Annotated in this window: 22 protein-coding genes; 17 read left to right on the top strand and 5 right to left on the bottom strand. The window is 75.4% G+C overall.

The features are described 5' to 3' along the window. Positions 1-94: 94 nt before the first annotated feature. The 8 genes from lepB (AB2L27_RS03840) (at position 95) to AB2L27_RS03805 (ending at position 7,231) form a co-directional block, all read left to right on the top strand. Entirely contained in the window at positions 95-784 is a 690-nt protein-coding gene (gene lepB, locus AB2L27_RS03840) for a signal peptidase I (RefSeq protein ID WP_370440140.1), read from the top strand. Continuing rightward, entirely contained in the window at positions 781-1,521 is a 741-nt protein-coding gene (gene lepB / locus AB2L27_RS03835; RefSeq protein ID WP_370440139.1) for a signal peptidase I, read from the top strand. Before lepB (AB2L27_RS03840) ends, lepB (AB2L27_RS03835) begins: the two co-directional genes overlap by 4 nt. Beyond that, the gene (locus AB2L27_RS03830) at positions 1,518-2,306 is read left to right on the top strand and encodes a ribonuclease HII (RefSeq protein ID WP_370440138.1); all 789 of its coding nucleotides are present in this window, start codon (positions 1,518-1,520) and stop codon (positions 2,304-2,306) included. Before lepB (AB2L27_RS03835) ends, AB2L27_RS03830 begins: the two co-directional genes overlap by 4 nt. After that, positions 2,303-2,629, top strand: a complete 327-nt coding sequence (locus AB2L27_RS03825; protein ID WP_366169179.1) for a DUF2469 domain-containing protein — start codon at positions 2,303-2,305, stop codon at positions 2,627-2,629. Before AB2L27_RS03830 ends, AB2L27_RS03825 begins: the two co-directional genes overlap by 4 nt. 251 nt (positions 2,630-2,880) lie before the next feature. Next, positions 2,881-3,249, top strand: a complete 369-nt coding sequence (locus AB2L27_RS03820) for a YraN family protein (protein WP_370440137.1) — start codon at positions 2,881-2,883, stop codon at positions 3,247-3,249. After that, positions 3,249-4,802: a YifB family Mg chelatase-like AAA ATPase gene (locus AB2L27_RS03815; protein WP_370440136.1), complete on the top strand. Its 1,554-nt coding sequence runs from the start codon at positions 3,249-3,251 to the stop codon at positions 4,800-4,802. The genes AB2L27_RS03820 and AB2L27_RS03815 overlap by 1 nt, the downstream gene beginning before the upstream one ends. Further along, on the top strand, positions 4,799-5,947 hold the full coding sequence (gene dprA / locus AB2L27_RS03810) for a DNA-processing protein DprA (RefSeq protein ID WP_370440135.1): 1,149 nt from the start codon (positions 4,799-4,801) through the stop codon (positions 5,945-5,947). Before AB2L27_RS03815 ends, dprA begins: the two co-directional genes overlap by 4 nt. A gap of 114 nt (positions 5,948-6,061) precedes the next feature. Continuing rightward, a complete protein-coding gene (locus AB2L27_RS03805; RefSeq protein WP_370440197.1) occupies positions 6,062-7,231 on the top strand; it encodes an RtcB family protein in 1,170 nt (389 codons plus the stop codon). Here AB2L27_RS03805 and AB2L27_RS03800 read toward each other — a convergent pair. Continuing rightward, on the bottom strand, positions 7,218-7,580 hold the full coding sequence (locus tag AB2L27_RS03800) for a histone-like nucleoid-structuring protein Lsr2 (RefSeq protein ID WP_370440134.1): 363 nt from the start codon (positions 7,578-7,580) through the stop codon (positions 7,218-7,220). The genes AB2L27_RS03805 and AB2L27_RS03800 overlap by 14 nt on opposite strands. Before the next feature lie 86 nt (positions 7,581-7,666). On the opposite strand from AB2L27_RS03800, the gene AB2L27_RS03795 reads away from it, so the two are divergent. Continuing rightward, positions 7,667-8,641, top strand: coding sequence for a tyrosine recombinase XerC (locus tag AB2L27_RS03795; protein WP_370440133.1), 975 nt, complete (start codon positions 7,667-7,669; stop codon positions 8,639-8,641). A gap of 21 nt (positions 8,642-8,662) precedes the next feature. Beyond that, positions 8,663-9,691 (top strand): RNA polymerase sigma factor WhiG, encoded by a 1,029-nt coding sequence (gene whiG, locus AB2L27_RS03790; protein ID WP_370440132.1) that lies wholly within the window; start codon positions 8,663-8,665, stop codon positions 9,689-9,691. A 16-nt stretch (positions 9,692-9,707) separates the two neighbouring features. Here whiG and AB2L27_RS03785 read toward each other — a convergent pair whose 3' ends face one another. The 3 genes from AB2L27_RS03785 to AB2L27_RS03775 all read right to left on the bottom strand — a co-directional run bounded on the left by AB2L27_RS03785 (position 9,708) and on the right by AB2L27_RS03775 (position 12,289). Beyond that, entirely contained in the window at positions 9,708-10,250 is a 543-nt protein-coding gene (locus tag AB2L27_RS03785) for a murein hydrolase activator EnvC family protein (RefSeq protein WP_370440131.1), read from the bottom strand. Between the two features lie 525 nt (positions 10,251-10,775). After that, positions 10,776-11,138, bottom strand: a complete 363-nt coding sequence (locus tag AB2L27_RS03780; protein ID WP_370440130.1) for a TraR/DksA family transcriptional regulator — start codon at positions 11,136-11,138, stop codon at positions 10,776-10,778. Next, positions 11,135-12,289: a pyridoxal phosphate-dependent aminotransferase gene (locus AB2L27_RS03775; protein WP_370440196.1), complete on the bottom strand. Its 1,155-nt coding sequence runs from the start codon at positions 12,287-12,289 to the stop codon at positions 11,135-11,137. Before AB2L27_RS03775 ends, AB2L27_RS03780 begins: the two co-directional genes overlap by 4 nt. 309 nt (positions 12,290-12,598) lie before the next feature. Here AB2L27_RS03775 and rpsB point away from each other — a divergent pair, with 309 nt between their 5' ends. The 7 genes from rpsB to AB2L27_RS03740 all read left to right on the top strand — a co-directional run bounded on the left by rpsB (position 12,599) and on the right by AB2L27_RS03740 (position 18,755). Next, positions 12,599-13,504: a 30S ribosomal protein S2 gene (rpsB, locus tag AB2L27_RS03770; protein WP_370440129.1), complete on the top strand. Its 906-nt coding sequence runs from the start codon at positions 12,599-12,601 to the stop codon at positions 13,502-13,504. A gap of 121 nt (positions 13,505-13,625) precedes the next feature. Then, positions 13,626-14,453: a translation elongation factor Ts gene (gene tsf, locus AB2L27_RS03765; protein WP_370440128.1), complete on the top strand. Its 828-nt coding sequence runs from the start codon at positions 13,626-13,628 to the stop codon at positions 14,451-14,453. Between the two features lie 181 nt (positions 14,454-14,634). Continuing rightward, entirely contained in the window at positions 14,635-15,396 is a 762-nt protein-coding gene (gene pyrH / locus AB2L27_RS03760) for a UMP kinase (protein ID WP_370440127.1), read from the top strand. Positions 15,397-15,474: 78 nt separating this feature from the next. Beyond that, entirely contained in the window at positions 15,475-16,032 is a 558-nt protein-coding gene (gene frr / locus AB2L27_RS03755; RefSeq protein WP_370440126.1) for a ribosome recycling factor, read from the top strand. A gap of 8 nt (positions 16,033-16,040) precedes the next feature. Next, positions 16,041-16,907 carry a phosphatidate cytidylyltransferase gene (locus tag AB2L27_RS03750; protein ID WP_370440125.1) on the top strand — a complete coding sequence of 289 codons (867 nt, stop codon included), beginning with the start codon at positions 16,041-16,043 and terminating at the stop codon, positions 16,905-16,907. Positions 16,908-16,963: 56 nt separating this feature from the next. After that, positions 16,964-18,169 carry a dual-specificity RNA methyltransferase RlmN gene (rlmN, locus tag AB2L27_RS03745; RefSeq protein ID WP_370440124.1) on the top strand — a complete coding sequence of 402 codons (1,206 nt, stop codon included), beginning with the start codon at positions 16,964-16,966 and terminating at the stop codon, positions 18,167-18,169. 10 nt (positions 18,170-18,179) lie between these two features. Next, entirely contained in the window at positions 18,180-18,755 is a 576-nt protein-coding gene (locus AB2L27_RS03740; RefSeq protein ID WP_370440123.1) for a DivIVA domain-containing protein, read from the top strand. Position 18,756: 1 nt separating this feature from the next. On the opposite strand, the gene AB2L27_RS03735 is transcribed toward AB2L27_RS03740, so the two are convergent. Then, positions 18,757-19,158, bottom strand: a complete 402-nt coding sequence (locus AB2L27_RS03735) for a pyridoxamine 5'-phosphate oxidase family protein (RefSeq protein WP_370440122.1) — start codon at positions 19,156-19,158, stop codon at positions 18,757-18,759. Positions 19,159-19,170 lie beyond the last annotated feature (12 nt).

Genomic DNA, 19,170 nt, shown 5'->3' with positions numbered 1-19,170 from the left:
GGCTCGTGTCGTTCCGGACGGGTGCCCGGCCCGCCCGTCTAGACTCCACGGGTCGCGCGCTCGCGGCACGCAGTCCCCGTGAGGCAGGAGCCCCGTGACGTCCACCCACCCGCGGCCGTCGACCCCGTCCGGTGGCTCCGCCGGTGCTCCCGCCGGGCTCCGGTCCTCGCGCGGTGCCCGGGCCGTCCTCGTGCTGGCCGTCGCCCTCCTGCTCGTCCTGCTCGTGCGCACCTTCGTCGTGCAGACGTTCTCCATCCCCTCGGACTCCATGCAGCCGACGCTGCGACCGGGCGAGCGCGTCCTGGTGTGGCGCGTGGACGCCCCCGAGGTCCGGCGCGGGGACGTCGTCGTCTTCGACGGCACCGGCACCTTCGTGGACGCACCCCCGGACCCGCAGGGCCTGGCCGCCGTCGGGGCCGGCATCGCCGGGCTGCTGGGGTTCCGGCCCGGGGAGTCCGACTTCGTCAAGCGCGTCGTCGGCCTGCCGGGGGACCGGATCACCTGCTGCGACGACCGGGGACGCCTCCTGGTCGACGGCGAACCCCTGGAGGAGCCCTACCTGCAGCCCGGTGACGCCCCCAGCGACGTGCGGTTCGACATCGCCGTGCCCCCGGGGCGGTTGTGGGTGATGGGCGACCACCGCAGCGACTCGGCCGACTCCCGCTCCCACCTGGGGTCCCCCGGTGGGGGGACGGTCGCCCTGGGCGACGTCATCGGACGGGTCGTCGCCGTCACCTGGCCGCTGGACGCGGTCGGCACCGTCGCACGGGGGAGCGGGTCGTGAGCGCCCGGGACACCGAGCAGGGCACCTCCGCCCCGGAACCGGCCCCGCGTCGCCGGCCCGCCGGCGGGGGGATCGTGGGCGCGATCCGCGAGACCGTGCTCGTCGTCGCCGTCGCCCTCGTCGTCTCCCTGGTGGTCAAGACGTTCCTGCTGCAGGCGTTCTTCATCCCCTCCCAGTCCATGGAGCGCACGCTCGACATCGGCGACCGCGTCGTCGTCAGCAAGCTCACCCCGGGCCCGTTCGCGCTGCACCGCGGTGACGTCGTCGTCTTCTCCGACCCCGGGGGCTGGTTGCCGGCGTCGGCACCGACCCAGCGCGGCCCGGTGGGCACCGTCGTCGCCGACGCGCTGACCTTCGTGGGGCTGCTGCCGGAGGACTCCGACGACCACCTCATCAAGCGCGTCATCGGCCTGCCCGGGGACCACGTCGTGTGCGCCCCCGACGGCACGGTCACCGTCAACGACGTCGCCGTGGACGAGCCCTACGTCTCCTCCACCTCGCCGGACGAGACGACGTGCGACGTCACGGTCCCCGCCGGCGCGCTGTGGGTCATGGGCGACAACCGCGCCGAGTCCGCCGACTCCCGCTACAACCAGGAGAAGCCCCACGACGGGTTCGTGCCGGTCGACCTCGTCGTCGGCCGCGCGTACGCGATCGTGTGGCCCGTGTCGCACTGGACGTGGCTGGGCACCCCCGACGACTTCGCCGCCGTCCCCGGCCGGACCGGGGTGCAGTGAGCCCCGCCCCCGGGGTCCCGGCGACACGGCGCCCGGCGCCCTCCCTGCGCCTGGAGCGCCAGCTCCTGCGCTCGGGGCACGCCCTCGTCGCCGGGATGGACGAGGTGGGCCGCGGGGCGCTCGCCGGTCCCGTGAGCATCGGTGTCGTCGTCGTCGACGAGAGCACCCGCAGCGCGCCCACCGGCCTGCGCGACTCCAAGCTGCTCACCCCCGCCGCCCGGGACGCCCTGGCGCCCCGGGTGCGCCGCTGGGCCCTCGCCTGGGCCGTCGGACACGCCGAACCCGCCGAGATCGACGCCGTCGGCATCACCGCCGCGCTGCGGCTGGCCGGCCGGCGGGCCTTGGCCCAGCTGCCGGTGCGCCCCGGCGTCGTCGTCCTCGACGGCAACCACGACTACCTCAGCGACCCGCGCGAGCCCTCGCTGCTGGACGAGCTGGTCGAGGACGGGCCCTCCGCGCCGTGGGAGGGGCCGGTCGTGACGACGCGCGTCAAGGCGGACGTGACCTGCGCCGCCGTGGCCGGGGCGAGCGTGCTGGCCAAGACGACCCGCGACGCGGTGATGGCCGAGCGGCACGCCGCGTTCCCGCACTACGGGTGGGCCGGGAACAAGGGGTACAGCGCTCCTGACCACCTGCGGGCCCTGGCCGAGCACGGCAGCTGCGAGCAGCACCGGCGCAGCTGGCGGCTGCCCGGCCTCCCCGGGCCCGGGGCAGCCGGGGGACGGGGCGAGCGCGGACCGCACCTCCCACACCCGGCGGGCCCGGCAGGCATGATGGTCCCGTGAGCGCCGAGGACCTGGAGAACTACGAGACCGAGATGGAGCTGCAGCTCTACCGCGAGTACCGGGACGTCGTCTCGCTCTTCTCGTACGTGGTGGAGACCGAACGGCGCTTCTACCTCGCCAACTCGGTGGACCTGCAGGTCCGCACGGCCGACGGGGAGACGTACTTCGAGGTCACGCTGCACGACGCGTGGGTCTGGGACGTCTACCGCCCCGCCCGGTTCGTGCGCGACGTGCGCGTGGTGACGTTCAAGGACGTCAACGTCGAGGAGCTGCAGAAGCGCGACATCGAGGTCCCCGACGGGCCCGACCTGCGCGAGCGCTGAGCCCCCGGTTCGCCCGTCCGGGTGAGCGGGGGCTCCACCGGTAACGCCCCGGCACGCTGCGTCGATGCACCCGTGGGACGCGCCCCACTGCCGGGGGGTCGCTGGGGCGCGTTCCCACGGACCCGCACCGCGGCGGGCCCGTGGACGAGGACCCCCGGTGCCGCACCGGTCTCCACAGGGTCCGGACCGTCCACAGCGGGCCCCGACCCGCCCCGACCGCCCCGCCGGCCGCCGCAGGCTGTGCTGCGGAGGTGGTGCACGTGCGTGCGAAGGACGCCGTGGGGCGGTACGGGGAACGGGTGGCGGCCCGGTGGCTGGTCGAGGCGGGCATGACGGTGCTCGAGACGAACTGGCGCTGCCGGCACGGGGAGATCGACGTCCTGGCCCGCGACGGCGACGACCTGGTCGTCTGCGAGGTCAAGACCCGCCGCAGCACCAGCGCGGGCACGGCCACCGAGGCGGTGACCCCCCAGAAGCTGACCCGGCTGCAGGAGCTGGCCCAGGAGTGGCTCACGACCCACCCGTCGGTGCGCCCCGCCGGGGTGCGGTTCGACGTCGTGGCCGTCACCCCCGCCGAACGGGGCCCGGCGCGCGTCGAGCACCTGCGGGGGGTGCTCTGATGGCGCTGGCACGCTCCCTGGCCGTCGGGCTCGTCGGCCTGGACGGGCACCTCGTCGAGGTCGAGGCCGACATCTCCTCCGGCATCCCCGCCTTCGTGCTCGTCGGGCTGCCCGACGCGTCCCTGCACGAGGCCAAGGACCGCGTCCGGGCGGCGACGGCCAACTCCGGCTTCCCGCTGCCGGCCCAGCGGATCACGGTGAACCTGTCCCCGGCGACGCTGCCGAAGACGGGTTCGGCGTTCGACCTGGCCGTGGCCGTGGCGACCCTGACGGCCGCCGGCGTCCTGCCGCCGGAGGCGTCCGCCGAGACCGTCCACCTCGGCGAGCTGGGCCTGGACGGCAGCGTGCGCGCCGTCGACGGCGTCCTGCCCGCCGTGCTGGCCGCGGCCCGCGCCGGCGTCCGGCGCGTCGTCGTCCCCGAGGCCACGGCCGAGGAGGCCGCCCTCGTCCCCGGGGTCACCGTCCGGGGGGCGCGCTGGCTGGCCGAGCTCGTCGCGGACTACCGCGGGGACCCGCCGCTGGACCTGCCCGCACCGCCGCGCGCCTTCGTCCCGCCCGAGCGGGCGCTCACGGGCCGGCCGCTGGACCTGGCCGACGTGGTGGGCCAGACCGAGGCGCGCTTCGCCCTGGAGGTCGCCGCCGCCGGGGGCCACCACCTGCTGATGAACGGCCCGCCGGGGGCGGGCAAGACGATGCTCGCCGCGCGGCTGCCCGGCCTGCTGCCCGACCTGGAGGAGGAGGCCGCGCTGGAGGTGACGGCCGTGCACTCCGTGGCCGGCACGCTGCGCGGGCGCCCGGGCACCGCCCTCATCACCCGACCGCCCTACGAGGATCCCCACCACACCGCCTCCGTGGCCTCCGTCGTCGGCGGTGGCAGCGGGGTGCCGCGGCCGGGGGCGGTCTCCCGCGCCCACCGCGGGGTGCTGTTCCTCGACGAGGCCCCCGAGTTCGAGGCCCGGGTCCTGGACGCGCTGCGCCAGCCGCTGGAGCACGGCGAGCTCGTCCTGCACCGCGCCCGCGGCACGGCGCGGTACCCGGCGCGGTTCCAGCTCGTCCTGGCGGCCAACCCCTGCCCGTGCGGGCGGGCGGTGGGCAAGGGCCTGGACTGCACGTGCACCCCGCAGGCGCGGCGCCGCTACGCCGCCAAGCTGTCCGGGCCGCTGCTGGACCGCGTCGACGTGCAGCTGCAGGTGCGGGCCGTGACGCGCGCGGAGGTGGCCGAGGCGGCTGCGGGGGAGGGCACGGGCGTCGTGGCCGCGCGGGTCGCCGCGGCGCGGGCGGTGCAGGCCGAGCGGCTGGGCCGGCACGGGGTGCGGACCAACGGCGAGCTCAAGGGCCCGCTCCTGCGCGGGCCGCTGCGGCTGGGCCCGGACGTCACCCGGGACCTGGACCGGGCCCTGGAGCGGGGCGTGCTGACCCTGCGCGGGGTGGACCGGGTGCTGCGGCTGGCCTGGACGGTCGCGGACCTGCGGGGGGCCGGTGCCCCGGACCGGGACGACGTGGGCCGCGCCCTCGCGCTGCGGGGGGCCCTCAGCACGGCGGTGGCCGCGTGAACCGCCCCGTGCCGTCCGCGCTGCGCGCGGCCCTCGGCGAGGACCGGCTGGCCCGGGCGGCGTGGAGCCGGCTGGCCGAACCGGGGGACGTCGCCGCGGCCCGGCTGGTCGCCGAGGTCGGGGCGACGCTGGCCCTGGAGGCCGTCGTCACCGGTCGCGGCCCGGAGCGGTGGCGGACGCGGCTGGAGGACGTCGACCCCGCCGGGGACGTCGCCGCCGTCCGCGCCGCGGGGGGCCGGCTCGTCGTGCCCGGCGACGAGGAGTGGCCGGCCGGGCTGGCCGACCTCGACGTCGACGCGACGGGGGAACGGCCCCTGGGTGCCCCGTTCTGCCTATGGGTGCGCGGTCCGGCCCGGCTGGGCGACGTCGCCGCCCGCAGCGCGGCGCTGGTGGGGTCCCGCGCGGCGACGGCCTACGGCCAGCACGTCACCGCGGAGCTGGCGGTGGGCCTGGCCGAGCGCGGGTTCGCGGTCGTCAGCGGCGGGGCGTTCGGCATCGACGCGGCCGCGCACCGGGCCGCGGTCGCCGTCGAGGGCACCAGCGTGGCCGTCCTGGCCTGCGGGGTCGACCGCAGCTACCCGCCGGGCAACGCGGCGCTGCTGGCCCGGCTGGCCCGGACCGGCGCGCTCGTCTCGGAGGTGCCGCCGGGCAGCACCCCGACGCGCTGGCGGTTCCTGGAGCGCAACCGGCTCATCGCCGCCCTCACCCGCGGCACGGTGGTCGTCGAGGCGGCCTGGCGCTCGGGGGCCCTGTCGACGGCCGACCGGGCCGAGCGGTTGCACCGGCCCGTCGGAGCCGTCCCCGGGCCGGTGACCTCCCCGGCCTCGGCCGGCTGCCACCGCCTGCTGCGCGAGCGGGGCGCGGTCTGCGTGACGAGCGCGCCGGAGGCCGCCGAGCTGCTGGGCGAGCTGGGGCAGGAGGTGCTGACGGCCCCTGCGGTGGAGCAGCGCCCCTTCGACGGCCTGGACCGCGAGGAGCTGCGGGTGGCCGAGTGCCTGCCGCGGCGCACCGGCGCGGACCTGGACCGCCTGGCCCGGGACTCCGGGCTCGACGCCGGTGCCGTGCAGGCCCTGCTCGGGCGCCTGGAGCTGTCGGGCCACGCGGTGCGCAGCGACGGCGGGTGGCGCCGCGCCGCGGGGGTGTGAGCGGAAAACCAGTGGGGCCCGGGACGGTGCGTGCGTATCGTCGTCCCTCGTGCCCGGCGCGGAAACCGTTGCCGCGCAGTCCAGGAACACGTCGTGAGCAGAGAGGGAGGAACCGTGGAGCGGCTGGGGGAGAAGCTGGTGAACTGGGCGTCGGTGCTGGAGGAGGGCACCCGCCGGCAGGCCCAGGTCGCCGCCACCATGCCCTTCATCCACCCGCACATCGCGCTGATGCCCGACGCCCACCTCGGCAAGGGGGCGACCGTCGGGTCGGTCATCCCGACCGACGGGGCGATCATCCCCGCGGCGGTCGGGGTGGACATCGGCTGCGGCATGATCGCGGTCCGCACGCGGTTCACGGCCGCCGACCTCGCCGGCCGGGACCTGTCGGTGCTGCGGACCGCGATCGAGGCCGCGGTGCCGCTGTCGGCGGGGGCGGCCAACCGCGAGGTCTCGGCCACGGCCGTCCCGCGGGTGGCCGAGCTGGAGGCGCTGGAGCCGGACCGGGCCACCTTCCGCGAGCAGCTCGTCCCGCGCTGGCGGCTGGCGCTGGGCACCCTGGGGTCGGGCAACCACTTCATCGAGGTCTCCCTCGACGAGCTGGACCGGGTGTGGCTGTTCCTGCACTCCGGGTCGCGCGGTCCGGGCAACAAGCTGGCCACCCACCACATCGCGGTCGCGCAGCGGCTGTGCGCGCAGTGGTTCGTGCCGCTGCCCGACCGGGACCTGGCCTACCTCGTCGAGGGCACGACCGAGTTCGACGAGTACCTGGCCGACCTGCAGTGGGCGCAGCACTTCGCGCTGCTGAACCGCGAGGAGATGATGGACCGGGTGGTCGCGCAGCTGTCCGCGTTCCTCGGGACGGGCGTCGAGGAGGCGGAGCGGATCAACTGCCACCACAACTACACGACGCGCGAGCGGCACTTCGGCCGCGAGGTGTGGCTGTCGCGCAAGGGCGCCATCGCGGCCGACGCCGGACGTCCCGGGCTGGTCCCGGGGTCGATGGGGACGGCCAGCTACGTCGTCGTCGGCAAGGGCGACGTCATGTCGCTGCGCTCCTCCCCGCACGGCGCGGGGCGCGAGCACAGCCGATCGGCGGCCCGCCGGAGGTTCACCCACGAGCAGCTGCGGGAGGCCATGAAGGGCATCGAGTACCGGGACACCGACGCGTTCCTGGACGAGATCCCGGCCGCCTACAAGGACATCGACCGGGTCATGGCCGACGCGGCCGACCTCGTCGAGGTCCGGCACGTCCTGCGCCAGGTGGTGAACGTCAAGGGCGACTGAGGGGAGCGGTCGCGGCGAGGTACTGCTCGATCACGCCGGCGGGCACCCGGCCGCGGGAGGTGACCGGGACGCCGCGCTTGCGGGCCCACGCGCGGACCGCGGCGCTGTCGACGACCGGGCCCGCGCCGGTCCCCCCGCGCCGCCGGGTCGCCCCGGCCCGGCGTGCCGGCGTGACCCGGCCGTGCTCGACGTACGGGGCCAGGGCCCGGCGCAGCGCGGCGGCGTCCGACGCCGTCAGGTCGATCTCGTAGGCGAGCCCGTCGAGGCCGAAGCGGACGGTCTGGACGGGCTGCGGGTCCTGCGGCTGGTCGCCGTCGTCGGTGAGCCGCGGGCCGGTGCGCTGAACCACCGCGTGATCTTCGCACGGCCGCGGCGGTGCCCCGGCGGGCCGCGCGGCGGCTTGCGCCGCCGCCGGGCACGCACGACGGTGCTGGGGTGGCAGGCGAGGGGACCGACCAGGGGCAGGGGCGGGAGCGGGAGGCGGTCGGGCCCGAGGACCTGGGACGGCTGCTGGCGGCCTTCGCCACCCACCTGCGCGCCGAGCGCAACCGCTCCGAGCACACCGTCCGGGCCTACTGCTCCGACGTGCGCGACCTGCTGACCACGATGGTCCCGGCCGCCGGGGACGGGGCGTTGGACCTGGGGGTGCTCGGACTGGCGGACCTGCGGGCCTGGCAGACCGCGGCCGCGGCCGACCACCACCGCTCCACGCTGGCCCGGCGGGCCGCCGCGGTGCGCACCTTCACGGCCTGGGCCCACCGCACCGGCCGGCTGGCGCAGGACCCCGGGCTGCGGCTGCAGGCCCCGAAGCGGTCCCGGGACCTGCCCCGGGTGCTGGCCCGCAGCCAGGTCCAGGCCGCGCTGGAGCCGGCGGTCGCGGCCCGGGACGACGAGGCCGCCGACCCCACCGCGCTGCGCGACGGGGCGCTGCTGGAGCTGCTGTACGCCACCGGTTGCCGCGTCGCCGAGGTCGTGGGGCTGGACCTGGGGGACGTGGACCCGGGGCACCGGCAGGTGCGCGTCCTGGGCAAGGGCGACCGGCAGCGGGTCGTGCCCTTCGGTGAGCCCGCCCTGCGCGCCCTGCAGGCGTGGCTGGAGCGGGGCCGGCCGCTGCTGGCGGGGCCGGCTTCCGGTGACGCGGTGTTCCTGGGCCGTCGCGGCGGCCGGATCGACCAGCGGCAGGTGCGGACCGTCGTCAACCGGGCGGTCGAGGCCGTTCCCGGTGCGCCGCACACGTCTCCGCACGGTCTGCGGCACGCGGCCGCGACGCACATGCTCGACGGACGAGCTGACCTTCGTAGCGTACAGGAGTTGCTTGGTCACGCTACGCTGTCAACGACGCAGATCTACACACACGTCTCCGTGGAGCGGTTGCGGAGTTCTCACCGTCAGGCCCATCCCCGGGCCTGACGGTCCGGGGGGAGGACCACGGTGGAACCAGGCGCGGCGAAGGAACGGGCCACCGCCGCCCAGACGGAGCGCGACTCCGGTCTGCGAGTGGTCGACGACGGGATGGAGCGCGGCATCGACGCCACCGGCACGCAGCAGACGGGCACCCGGGACGCGGTGGACGCGGCCGAGCCGGTGGACGGGTCCACCGAGCCGGCCGGGGAGGTGCAGCCGGCGGGCCGCCCGCAGGCCAACGCGCGCTTCACCAGCCGCAAGGGCAAGGGGCCCCTGACCCCCGAGCAGGAGGCGGCCGAGGCGGCCCTGCGCGCCATGTGGGAGGAGTTCAAGGCCACCGCGGACCCCTACGTCCGCGAGAAGCTGATCATGCACTACTCGCCGCTGGTGAAGTACGTCGCCGGCCGCGTGGGGGTCGGGCTGCCCCCCAACATCGAGCAGGCCGACCTGGTCTCCTACGGCATCTTCGGGCTCATCGACGCCATCGAGAAGTTCGACATCGGGCGCGCCATCAAGTTCGAGACGTACGCCATCTCCCGCATCCGCGGCGCCATCATCGACGAGCTGCGCGCCATCGACTGGATCCCGCGCTCGGTGCGCAGCAAGGCCCGCGAGGTCGAACGGACCTACGCCACCCTGGAGGGGGAGCTGCACCGGACCCCCACCGAGGCCGAGGTCGCCGACCGCATGGGCATCGCCCTGTCGGACCTGCACCACATCTTCAGCCAGGTCTCCTACGTCAACGTCGTGGCCCTCGACGAGCTGCTGAGCGTGTCGGGGGAGAAGGGCGACAAGCTCTCCCTCGTCGACACCCTCGAGGACACCAAGGCCGAGGACCCCGTCGCGGCCTTCGAGAGCGAGGAGACGAAGTTCCTGCTGTCCCGGGCCATCAACCAGCTGCCCGAGCGGGAGAAGATCGTCGTCACCCTCTACTACTACGAGGGCCTGACCCTGGCCGAGATCGGCCGCGTCCTCGGCGTCACCGAGTCGCGCATCTGCCAGATGCACACCAAGGCCGTCCTGCAGCTGCGCGGCAAGCTGTCCGACGTCAGCTGAGCGCCGGGTCCGGCGGTCAGGCCCGCCCCAGCGGCAGCAGGACCGGCGGGGCCGCGCGCAGCAGGGCGAGGGGGTCCAGGTACGTCTCGCCCCGGCGCACCCCCAGGTGCAGGCACGCGGCGGGGCAGTGCGCCGGCTGGGCGGCCACGGTGCCCAGCAGCGCCCCGGCCGCCACCGGCTGACCGGCCCGCACCCCGGCCTCGACCGGCTCGTAGGTCGTGCGCAGACCGTCCGGGTGGGCCACCACGACCACCCCGCGGCCGGCGACCGGGCCGGCGAAGGTGACCTGACCGGCCGCGACGGCCACCACCGGCGTCCCCCCGGCCGCAGCCAGGTCCACCCCGCGGTGCCCGGCGTCGTAGCGGCCCACGTCGTCGAAGGTGCGCACGACGAGGTGCGGGTCCACCGGCCACGTCCACGTCGGCGCGGTGGTCCCGGTGCGACTGACCGGCCCGGGTGGACCCACCAGCTCCGGCACGGGAGAGGCCACGACGAGGGCGGCCGCCAGGCCCGCGACGGCGACGGACGCCAGAGCGGCGGTGACCCCTGTACCCAGCACGCCGCCAGCCTGCCCCGGCCGCGCGGTGGGGCCGGGCCCGCCGGGTGAGCGGTGTGGACGACCGGGCCCGCGCAGGGGGTGTGGAGCCCGGGACGACGTGCGGCGCTCGCCGTCCCCAGGCTCCGGGACGGGACGGGACGGGTCGGGTCGGGTCGGGAAGCGGGACCGGGGGTGGGACCGGTGCGGCCGTCGTCCTGCCGACGACCGGGCCGGTCCCACGGCTGCACCGACGTCGGGCCGGGTGTGGGACCACCCGTGGGTGTGCGCTCGACGTCACCGGGGCGACCGGGCCGGGACACCCACGGCTCACTCCACGCGGGTGTCCCGGTGGGTGCGCCCGTGGGTGCCCCGCGCTGTCGGGTCGGGCGTGGGAACGCCGTGGACGTCGCCCCGACGACGTCGACGCCGATCCCACGGCCGCACCCACGGGGAGCCGGGCGTGGGGGGCGTGAGGCCGGGTGTGGGCCCGGGTGTGGGCCGGGTGTGGGGCCGGGTGTGGGGCCGGGGGAGCGGGCCGCGGCGGCGCTACCGCCGCACCCGCCCGGCGCACTCGACGCACGTCGTGGCCCACGGCCGGGCGGCGAGGCGGCCCGGGGCGATGGGGCGCCCGCACCGCTCGCACAGCCCGAACCCCGGCTCCCCGAGCCGGGCCAGGGCCACGTCCAGCGCGGCCAGGCGCTCGCGCACCTGCTCCAGCACCGCCGCCACCTGCGCGCGCTCGAAGGCCGTCGTGGAGCCCTCGGGGTCGTGCTCGTCGTCGGCGGTGCCCTCGGCGGCCGCCTCCAGCGCGCTGGCGAGCTCGCGCTCCAGCGCCGCGGCCCGGTCGACCGCCTCGTCCCGCTCCGCCTCCAGGGCGGTGCGCAGGCCGGCCCGCTCGGGCGGGATCACCGGCGCAGGGCCTGCAGCCGGTCGCAGGCCCGGAGCAGCACGGCGTCGGACTTGCAGAACGTGAAGCGCACCAGCGGCGCCACCGCCGCGGCGGCCGCGCCGCCCGGCTCGCAGAAGGCGCCGACGGGGACGCCGACGACGCCGGCGAGCTCGGGCAGCCGGCGGCACAGCTCCGTCCCGTCCTGGAAGCCCAGCGGCTGCGGGTCGGCGATCACGAAGTACGTCCCGGCCGGGGTGCGCACCCCGAACCCGGCCGAGCGCAGGCCCTCGCTCAGCAGGTCCCGGCGGCGCTGCAGGTCGGCGGCCTGCCCGGTGAAGAAGGCGTCGGGCAGGTCCAGGGCCCGGGCGACGGCGGGCTGGAAGGGGGCGCCGTTGACGTAGGTGAGGAACTGCTTGACCGAGCGCACGGCAGCGAGGAGGTGCGCGGGGCCGCTGACCCAGCCGATCTTCCACCCGGTCACCGAGAACGTCTTGCCCGCCGAGGAGATCGTCAGCGTCCGCTCGGCCATGCCGGGCAGGGTGGCGATCGGCCGGTGCCGGTGGCCGTCGAAGACGAGGTGCTCGTAGACCTCGTCGGTGACGACGACGGCGTCGTGGCGCACCGCGAGGCGGGCGATGAGGTCGAGCTCGTCGTCGGAGAGGACCGCGCCGGTGGGGTTGTGCGGGGTGTTGAGCAGCACGAGCCGGGTCCGCTCGGAGAACGCCGCCTCCAGCGCGGCCCGGTCCAGGGCGAAGCCGTCGGTGGTCGGCCGCAGCGGCACCGAGCGCTGCACGGCGCCGGCCAGGGCGATGAGCGCGGGGTAGGCGTCGTAGGCCGGTTCCAGGACGACGACCTCGTCGCCGGCCTCGCACAGCCCCAGCAGCGCCGCGGCCGTCGCCTCGCTGGCCCCGGCCGTGACGAGCACCTCGGTGCCGGGGTCGGGTCGCAGCCCGTACCAGCGCTCCTGGTGCCGGCTCACGGCCTCGCGCAGCTCCGGCACGCCGAGCCCGGGCGGGTACTGGTTGGCGCCCGAGCGCAGCGCCGTCACGGCGTCCTCCAGCAGGGAGGCCGGGCCGTCGGTGTCGGGGAAGCCCTGCCCCAGGTTCACCGCGCCGGTGCGCTGGGCCAGGGCCGACATCTCGGCGAAGACGGTCGGCCCGAAGCGCCGCATCCGCCGCACGCCGGCGGGTGCGGGGGGTGTGCCGACGGGGGTGGACGGACCGCGGTCGAGACCAGTGCTCACGCGTCGTAGACTACGAGCGCACCCCCGTGCGTCCTGCCCGCCCTCCGGGTGGCCGGTGACGTCCAGGGTGACATCGCGTTCCCGCTCTCCGCGCCACGGCGGAGGGGAGCACCCTCTCGGTCCACCGGGTCGCCCCGGTGGTCGGGTGCGCACGGGAGCCAGGCGCGGCAGGCCGACCGGCCCGCTGCGGGACAACCGATCGGCCCCACCAGGGGGCCGGCACGAGGAGGACCACCCATGGCCGTCGTGACGATGCGCCAGCTGCTCGAGTCCGGTGTGCACTTCGGGCACCAGACGCGCCGCTGGAACCCGAAGATGAAGCGCTTCCTGTTCACGGAGCGCAACGGCATCTACATCATCGACCTGCAGCAGTCGCTGTCCTTCATCGACCGCGCGTACGACTTCGTCAAGGAGACCGTCGCCCACGGCGGTTCCATCCTGTTCATCGGGACGAAGAAGCAGGCCCAGGAGTCCATCGCCGAGCAGGCCCGTCGCGTGGGCATGCCCTACGTGAACCAGCGCTGGCTCGGTGGGATGCTCACGAACTTCCAGACCGTCTCCAAGCGCATCTCGCGCATGCGTGAGCTCGAGGAGGTCGACTTCGACGACGTCGCCGCCTCCGGCCTCACGAAGAAGGAGCTGCTCGTCCTCCGTCGCGAGTACGAGAAGCTGACGAAGACCCTCGGCGGCATCCGGGACATGACCAAGGTCCCCTCCGCGGTGTGGATCGTCGACACCAACAAGGAGCACCTCGCGGTCGACGAGGCCAAGAAGCTCAACATCCCGGTCGTGGCGATCCTGGACTCCAACTGCGACCCGGACGACGTCGACTACCGCATCCCCGGCAACGACGACGCCATCCGCTCCGTCACGCTGCTGACGCGGGTCATCGCCGACGCGGTCGCCGACGGCCTGCAGGTCCGTCACGGCGGCAAGTCCGAGACCGACGCCGAGCCGCTGGCCGCGTGGGAGCAGGACCTGCTGGCCGGCAGCGAGGGCGAGCAGACCGGTGGGTCGGAGTCGACCGCGACCGCGGAGGGCTCCACCGCCCCCGAGGCCGCCGAGGCCGCCGCCGCCGAGGGGCAGCCGGCGCAGGCCGCTGCCGCCGAGGGTGAGCCGGCCGAGGCCGCCGCGCAGGCCTGACCTCGGCGCCTGCGCCAGGTACGACACAGGACGCCTGTGGTGACGCCCCGGGCCCACGGCCCGGGGCGTCCGCGCGTCCGCCCCCGACCAGAAGTTCACGAGGACGACGAGAGGACAGACCGTGGCTGCGTACACCGCCGCTGACGTCAAGGCGCTGCGCGAGAAGACCGGCGCCGGCATGCTCGACTGCAAGAACGCGCTCGTGGAGACCGACGGCGACGTCGAGAAGGCCATCGAGCTGCTGCGCATCAAGGGCCAGAAGGGCGTCGCCAAGCGCGCCGACCGCGACGCCTCCAACGGCCTCGTGGCCGTGCACGTCGACGGTGGCCTCGGCGTCATGGTGCAGGTCAACTGCGAGACCGACTTCGTCGCCAAGTCCGAGGGCTTCGTGACCCTGGCCAACCAGGTCCTCGCCCAGGCCGTGGCCGTCGGCGCGACCGACTCCGCCTCGCTGCTGGCCAGCGAGATGGACGGCAAGTCCGTCCAGGTCGTCCTCGACGAGGCCAACGCGACGATGGGCGAGAAGATCCTCGTCCCCAACGTCGCCCGCGTCGAGGGTGCCCACGTCTCGGCGTACCTGCACCGCACCGCGACCGACCTGCCCCCGACCATCGGTGTCCTCGTCGCCCTGGACAAGGACGACGAGACGCTGGGCAAGGACATCGCGATGCACACCGCCGCGATGAGCCCGACCTTCCTGTCCCGCGAGGAGGTCCCGGCCGAGAAGGTCGAGTCCGAGCGCCGCATCGCCGAGGAGACCGCGCGCGAGGAGAAGAAGCCCGAGGCCGCGCTGCCCAAGATCGTCGAGGGTCGCGTCAACAGCTTCTTCAAGGACAACGTCCTGCTCGAGCAGCCCTTCGCCAAGGACCAGAAGGTCACCATCACCAAGCTGCTGGCCGACGCCGGCGCCCAGGTGACCGCCTTCGCCCGCTTCCGCGCGGGCGTCTGAGGCAGCACCGAGCCGCAGCGTGAACGGGGTGGGGGACCACGGTCCTCCCACCCCGTTCGCACGTCCGGACCAGTCGAGACTCACCGAGCGTGACCTCCAGCACCCGGCTGGGGCAGACTGCCCCAGACCCCAGCCCGCACCCCAGCCCCGATCCCAGCGCAACCACCCGAGGAGCCACCGCGTGAGCGAGCCGAGCCTGACCGTCGACCTCGAGGCCGGGACGGTGCACCCCCGCCCCGCCTACCAGCGGGTGCTGCTCAAGCTCTCGGGGGAGTTCTTCGGCAACGGCCGGGTCGGGGTCGACCCCGACGTCATCGCCCAGGTGGCGCGCGAGATCGCCGGCCCGGTCAAGCAGGGCGTGCAGGTCGCGATCGTCGTCGGCGGCGGCAACTTCTTCCGCGGCGCGGAGCTGTCCCAGCGCGGCATGGAGCGCAGCCGCGCCGACTACATGGGCATGCTCGGCACCGTCATGAACGCCCTGGCGCTGCAGGACTTCCTGGAGCAGCAGGACGTCGACACGCGCGTGCAGACGGCCATCACCATGGGCCAGGTCGCCGAGCCGTACATCCCGCGCCGGGCGATCCGGCACATGGAGAAGGGCCGCGTCGTCATCTTCGGCGCCGGCGCCGGGATGCCGTACTTCTCCACCGATACCGTCGCCGCCCAGCGGGCCCTGGAGGTGCGCGCCGACGCCGTCCTCATGGCCAAGAACGGCGTCGACGGCGTCTACACGGGCGACCCGCGCAAGGACCCCGGCGCCACCAAGATCGAGACGATCAGCTACGCCGAGGCGCTGCAGAAGAACCTGCGCGTGGTGGACACGACGGCCTTCAGCCTGTGCATGGACAACCGCCTGCCGATGATCGTCTTCGGCATGGAGGGCCAGGGCGTGGCCCGCGCGCTGCGGGGTGAGAGGATCGGCACGCAGGTGATCGCGGACTGAGCCCTCCCCGGGCGCGTCCGCGCCCTGCGGCACCGCGGGGGCGCAGGACGCGCCGGGACGAAGGACGAAGGGACCACCGTGATCGACGACACCCTCCTCGAGGCCGAGGAGAAGATGGAAAAGGCGGTCGAGGTCGCCAAGGAGGACTTCGGCGCCATCCGCACCGGGCGGGCCAACGCCGCGATGTTCCACAAGGTCATGGTCGACTACTACGGCGCGCCGACGCCGCTGCAGCAGCTGGCGAGCTTCCAGATCCCCGAGGCGCGCTCGGTGCTCATCACCCCGTTCGACCGCGGCGCCATGAGTGAGATCGAGAAGGCGCTGCGCAACTCCGACCTGGGGGTCAACCCGGGCAACGACGGCAACGTCATCCGGATCGTGCTGCCGCAGCTGACCGAGGAGCGGCGCAAGGACTACATCAAGCTGGCCCGCTCCAAGGCCGAGGACGCCCGCGTCTCGCTGCGCAACGTCCGCCGCCGCGCCAAGGAGGAGCTGGACCGCATCGTCAAGGACGGCGAGGCCGGTGAGGACGAGGTCGGGCGCGCCGAGAAGGAGCTGGAGTCGGTGACCAAGCGGCACGTCGACGCCGTCGACGAGCTGCTGAAGAACAAGGAAACCGAACTCCTGGCCGTCTGAGCGTGCCGGTGACCAGCGAGACGACGTCCGCGACCCGCCCGCCGCGGCGGGCGGGCCGCAACCTCCCCGCCGCCATCGGCATGGGCCTGGCGATGGGCGGGGTGCTGGTCGCCAGCCTGTTCGTGCGCCGGGAGGCCTTCGGCGTCCTGGCCTGCGCCGCCGTCCTCTACGGGACGGTCGAGATGGTCCGGGCCTTCCGTTCGCGCCACCTGCGCGTCCCCGTCCTGCCGCCGGTGGTGGGCACCCTGGCGATGGTGCCGGGCGCCTACCTCGGCGGCGGGGAGACGTTGTTCGCGGCCTACGCCCTGACCGTGGCCGCGGTCGTCGTCTACCGCCTCCTCGACGACGGGGGCGACCACGGGGCCCCGGTGCGGGTCCCCCCCGTGCGCGACGTCGCCGGTGGTGTCTTCATCGTCACCTACGGGCCGCTGCTGGCCGGGTTCGCGATGCTCATGCTCGCCGCCAGCGACGGCGCCTGGCGGGTGCTCGTGTTCGTCCTGCTCGTCGTGGCCAGCGACGTGGGCGGCTACGCCGCCGGGGTCCTCTTCGGCCGCCACCCCATGGCGCCCTCGGTCAGCCCGAAGAAGTCGTGGGAGGGCACGGCCGGCTCGCTGCTCGTCGGCATGGTCGCGGGGGGCCTCGCCCTGCCGCTGGCCCTGGGGGGCGCGTGGTGGCAGGGCGTCCTGCTGGGGGCCGTCACCGTCGTCGTGGCCATCGGCGGGGACCTGTCGGAGTCCATGCTCAAGCGCGACCTGGGGATCAAGGACATGGGCACGCTGCTGCCCGGGCACGGCGGGGTCATGGACCGGCTGGACTCGCTGCTGCCCGCGGCGCCGGTGGTGCACCTGCTGCTGGTCTGGTTCCTGGGCCCCTGACGTCCCGAGCCCTGACGTCCCGGGGCCCCGTCCCGCGCGCCGTAGCATGGAGGGCGATGTCCACTCCCGCCCCCCTGTCCTCGGGCCCGTCCACGGACCCGGCCCGGCCCCCGCGCGAACCGCTCCCGCTGGCCCCGGCCGGCCCCGGCCAGCTCGTCATGTCCGCCCCCCGCCGCGGCAAGCCGCCGCGCCACTTCGCCGACCTCGAACCGGCCGAGCGCGGCCCGGCGATGGTCGAGCTGGGGGAGAAGGCGTTCCGCGGCAAGCAGCTCGCCACGCACTGGTTCGAGCGGCTCGAGGACGACCCGGAGCGGATGACGGACCTGCCGGCGGCCAGCCGCGCGCGCATCGCCGAGGCCCTGCTGCCGAGGCTGCTGACGCCGATCCGCACGCTGAGCGCCGACCAGGGGACCACGGTCAAGTCGCTGTACCGGCTGCACGACGGCGCCCTCGTCGAGTCCGTGCTCATGCGCTACAAGAACCGCGACACCCTGTGCATCTCCAGCCAGGCCGGCTGCGGGATGAACTGCCCGTTCTGCGCCACCGGGCAGGCTGGGCTGACCCGCAACCTGTCCACCGCCGAGATCGTCGAGCAGGTCACGGCCGCCTCCCGGGCCCTGGCCCGCGGCGAGGTCCCCGGCGGCGAGGGCCGGGTCGGCAACGTCGTCTTCATGGGCATGGGGGAGGCGCTGGCCAACTACAAGTCGGCCGTCGCGGCCGTCCGCCGGCTGACCCAGCCCGCCCCCGACGGCCTGGGCATCTCCGCGCGCGGCATCACGATGTCGACGGTCGGGCTCGTCCCGGCCATCGACAAGTTCGCCGCCGAGGGCATCGCGGCGACGCTGGCCCTGAGCCTGCACGCCCCCGACGACGAGCTGCGCGACGACCTCGTCCCCATCAACCGGCGGTGGAACGTGGCGCAGGCCCTGGACGCGGCCCGCCGCTACTTCGAGGCCACCGGCCGGCGCGTGAGCATCGAGTACGCGCTCATCCGCGACATCAACGACCAGGCCTGGCGCGCCGACCGCCTCGGCAAGCTGCTCAACGCCCGCGGCCGCGGCTGGGTGCACGTCAACCCCATCCCGCTGAACCCGACCCCGGGCTCGAAGTGGACGGCCAGCGACCCGGCCGTGGAGAAGGCGTTCGTCGCGGCGCTGGAGGCGCGGGGCATCCCGACCACCGTCCGCGACACCCGCGGCAGCGAGATCGACGGCGCCTGCGGCCAGCTCGCGGCCATCGGTCCCGAGCAGCCGACGGCGTGAGCGGCACGGCGTGAGCAGCGGGACGGTCCCGTTCACCGATCTCGTCCGGGAGCGGCCGGCCCGGGTGGGGGCGCTGCGCCGCGGGTACAGGGTCGCCGACGTCGACCTGTTCCTCGACCACCTCGCCGCGGCCGGGCCCGCCGGCCGGGTCGCCGCCGCGCAGGTGCGGGCCGTGGGCTTCGGGTCCCAGCTCGGCGGCTACGACGTGGCCGACACGGACGACCTGCTCTCCGAGGTCGAGGACGCCCTCGCCGGGCGGGAGCGCGCCCAGGCGCTGGCCCAGCCGGACCGGCGGGCCTGGACCGACCGGCGGTCGGCCCTGGGCCAGGCCGTCGCGGGCCGGCTGAAGGAGCGTCGCGGCGAACGGTTCCCCCGCGCCCGCGGCCTGCGCCGCGGCTACCACCCGCGCGACGTCGACGCGCTGTGCGAGCTGCTGGTGCAGCACTTCCGCGGGGAGCTGACCCTCACCGCCGACGACGTCCGCGACGCGCTGTTCCGGCCCCGACGCGGTGCGCGGGGCTACCGCGAGGCGCCCGTGGACGCCTTCCTCGACCGCGTCGTGGAGCTCATGGTCGGCTACCGCTGACTCACTCCCACGGCGGGACCGACCCCAGCACCCGGTCCACGGTGAAGACCACCACGACGCGCGCCGGGTTCTCCCGCGGCGTGCGGTACCGGCCCGCGTAGCGCTCCTCGGCCTCGCGCACCGAGGCCGGGTCGTCCAGGACCCGGCCCGGTCCCTCCAGCGACAGCCAGCGCCGGCCGTCGACCTGGGAGACGACGCAGCGCGACCCGCGGGCGGCGTGCACGGCCTTGCGAGAGGTGCCGGAGGTGATGACCCGCACCTGGCGCGTGCCGGGGTCGAAGGTGAACCCGACGGGCACGACGTGCGGGGAGCCGTCGGCCCGCAGCGTCGTGAGTGTCGCCAGGTGCCGCTCGGTGAGGAACTCCAGGGCGGCGGGGGGCAGGTCGGCGGGGTCCAGGGCCACGCCCGGAGTCTG

It is taken from the genome of Kineococcus halophytocola (assembly GCF_041276425.1).
GTDB lineage: Bacteria > Actinomycetota > Actinomycetes > Actinomycetales > Kineococcaceae > Kineococcus > Kineococcus halophytocola.
The sequence above is the reverse complement of the archived record's forward strand: the minus strand, read 5'-3'. Positions and strand labels throughout refer to the sequence as shown.

Excerpts from the sequence above, each read along its gene's own strand:
- rlmN (WP_370440124.1), top strand. The coding sequence starts at position 16,964 with ATGTCCACTCCCGCCCCCCTGTCCTCGGGCCCGTCCACGGACCCGGCC.
- rpsB (WP_370440129.1), top strand. The coding sequence starts at position 12,599 with ATGGCCGTCGTGACGATGCGCCAGCTGCTCGAGTCCGGTGTGCACTTC.
- AB2L27_RS03815 (WP_370440136.1), top strand. The coding sequence starts at position 3,249 with ATGGCGCTGGCACGCTCCCTGGCCGTCGGGCTCGTCGGCCTGGACGGG.
- AB2L27_RS03775 (WP_370440196.1), bottom strand. The coding sequence starts at position 12,289 with ATGCGGCGCTTCGGGCCGACCGTCTTCGCCGAGATGTCGGCCCTGGCC.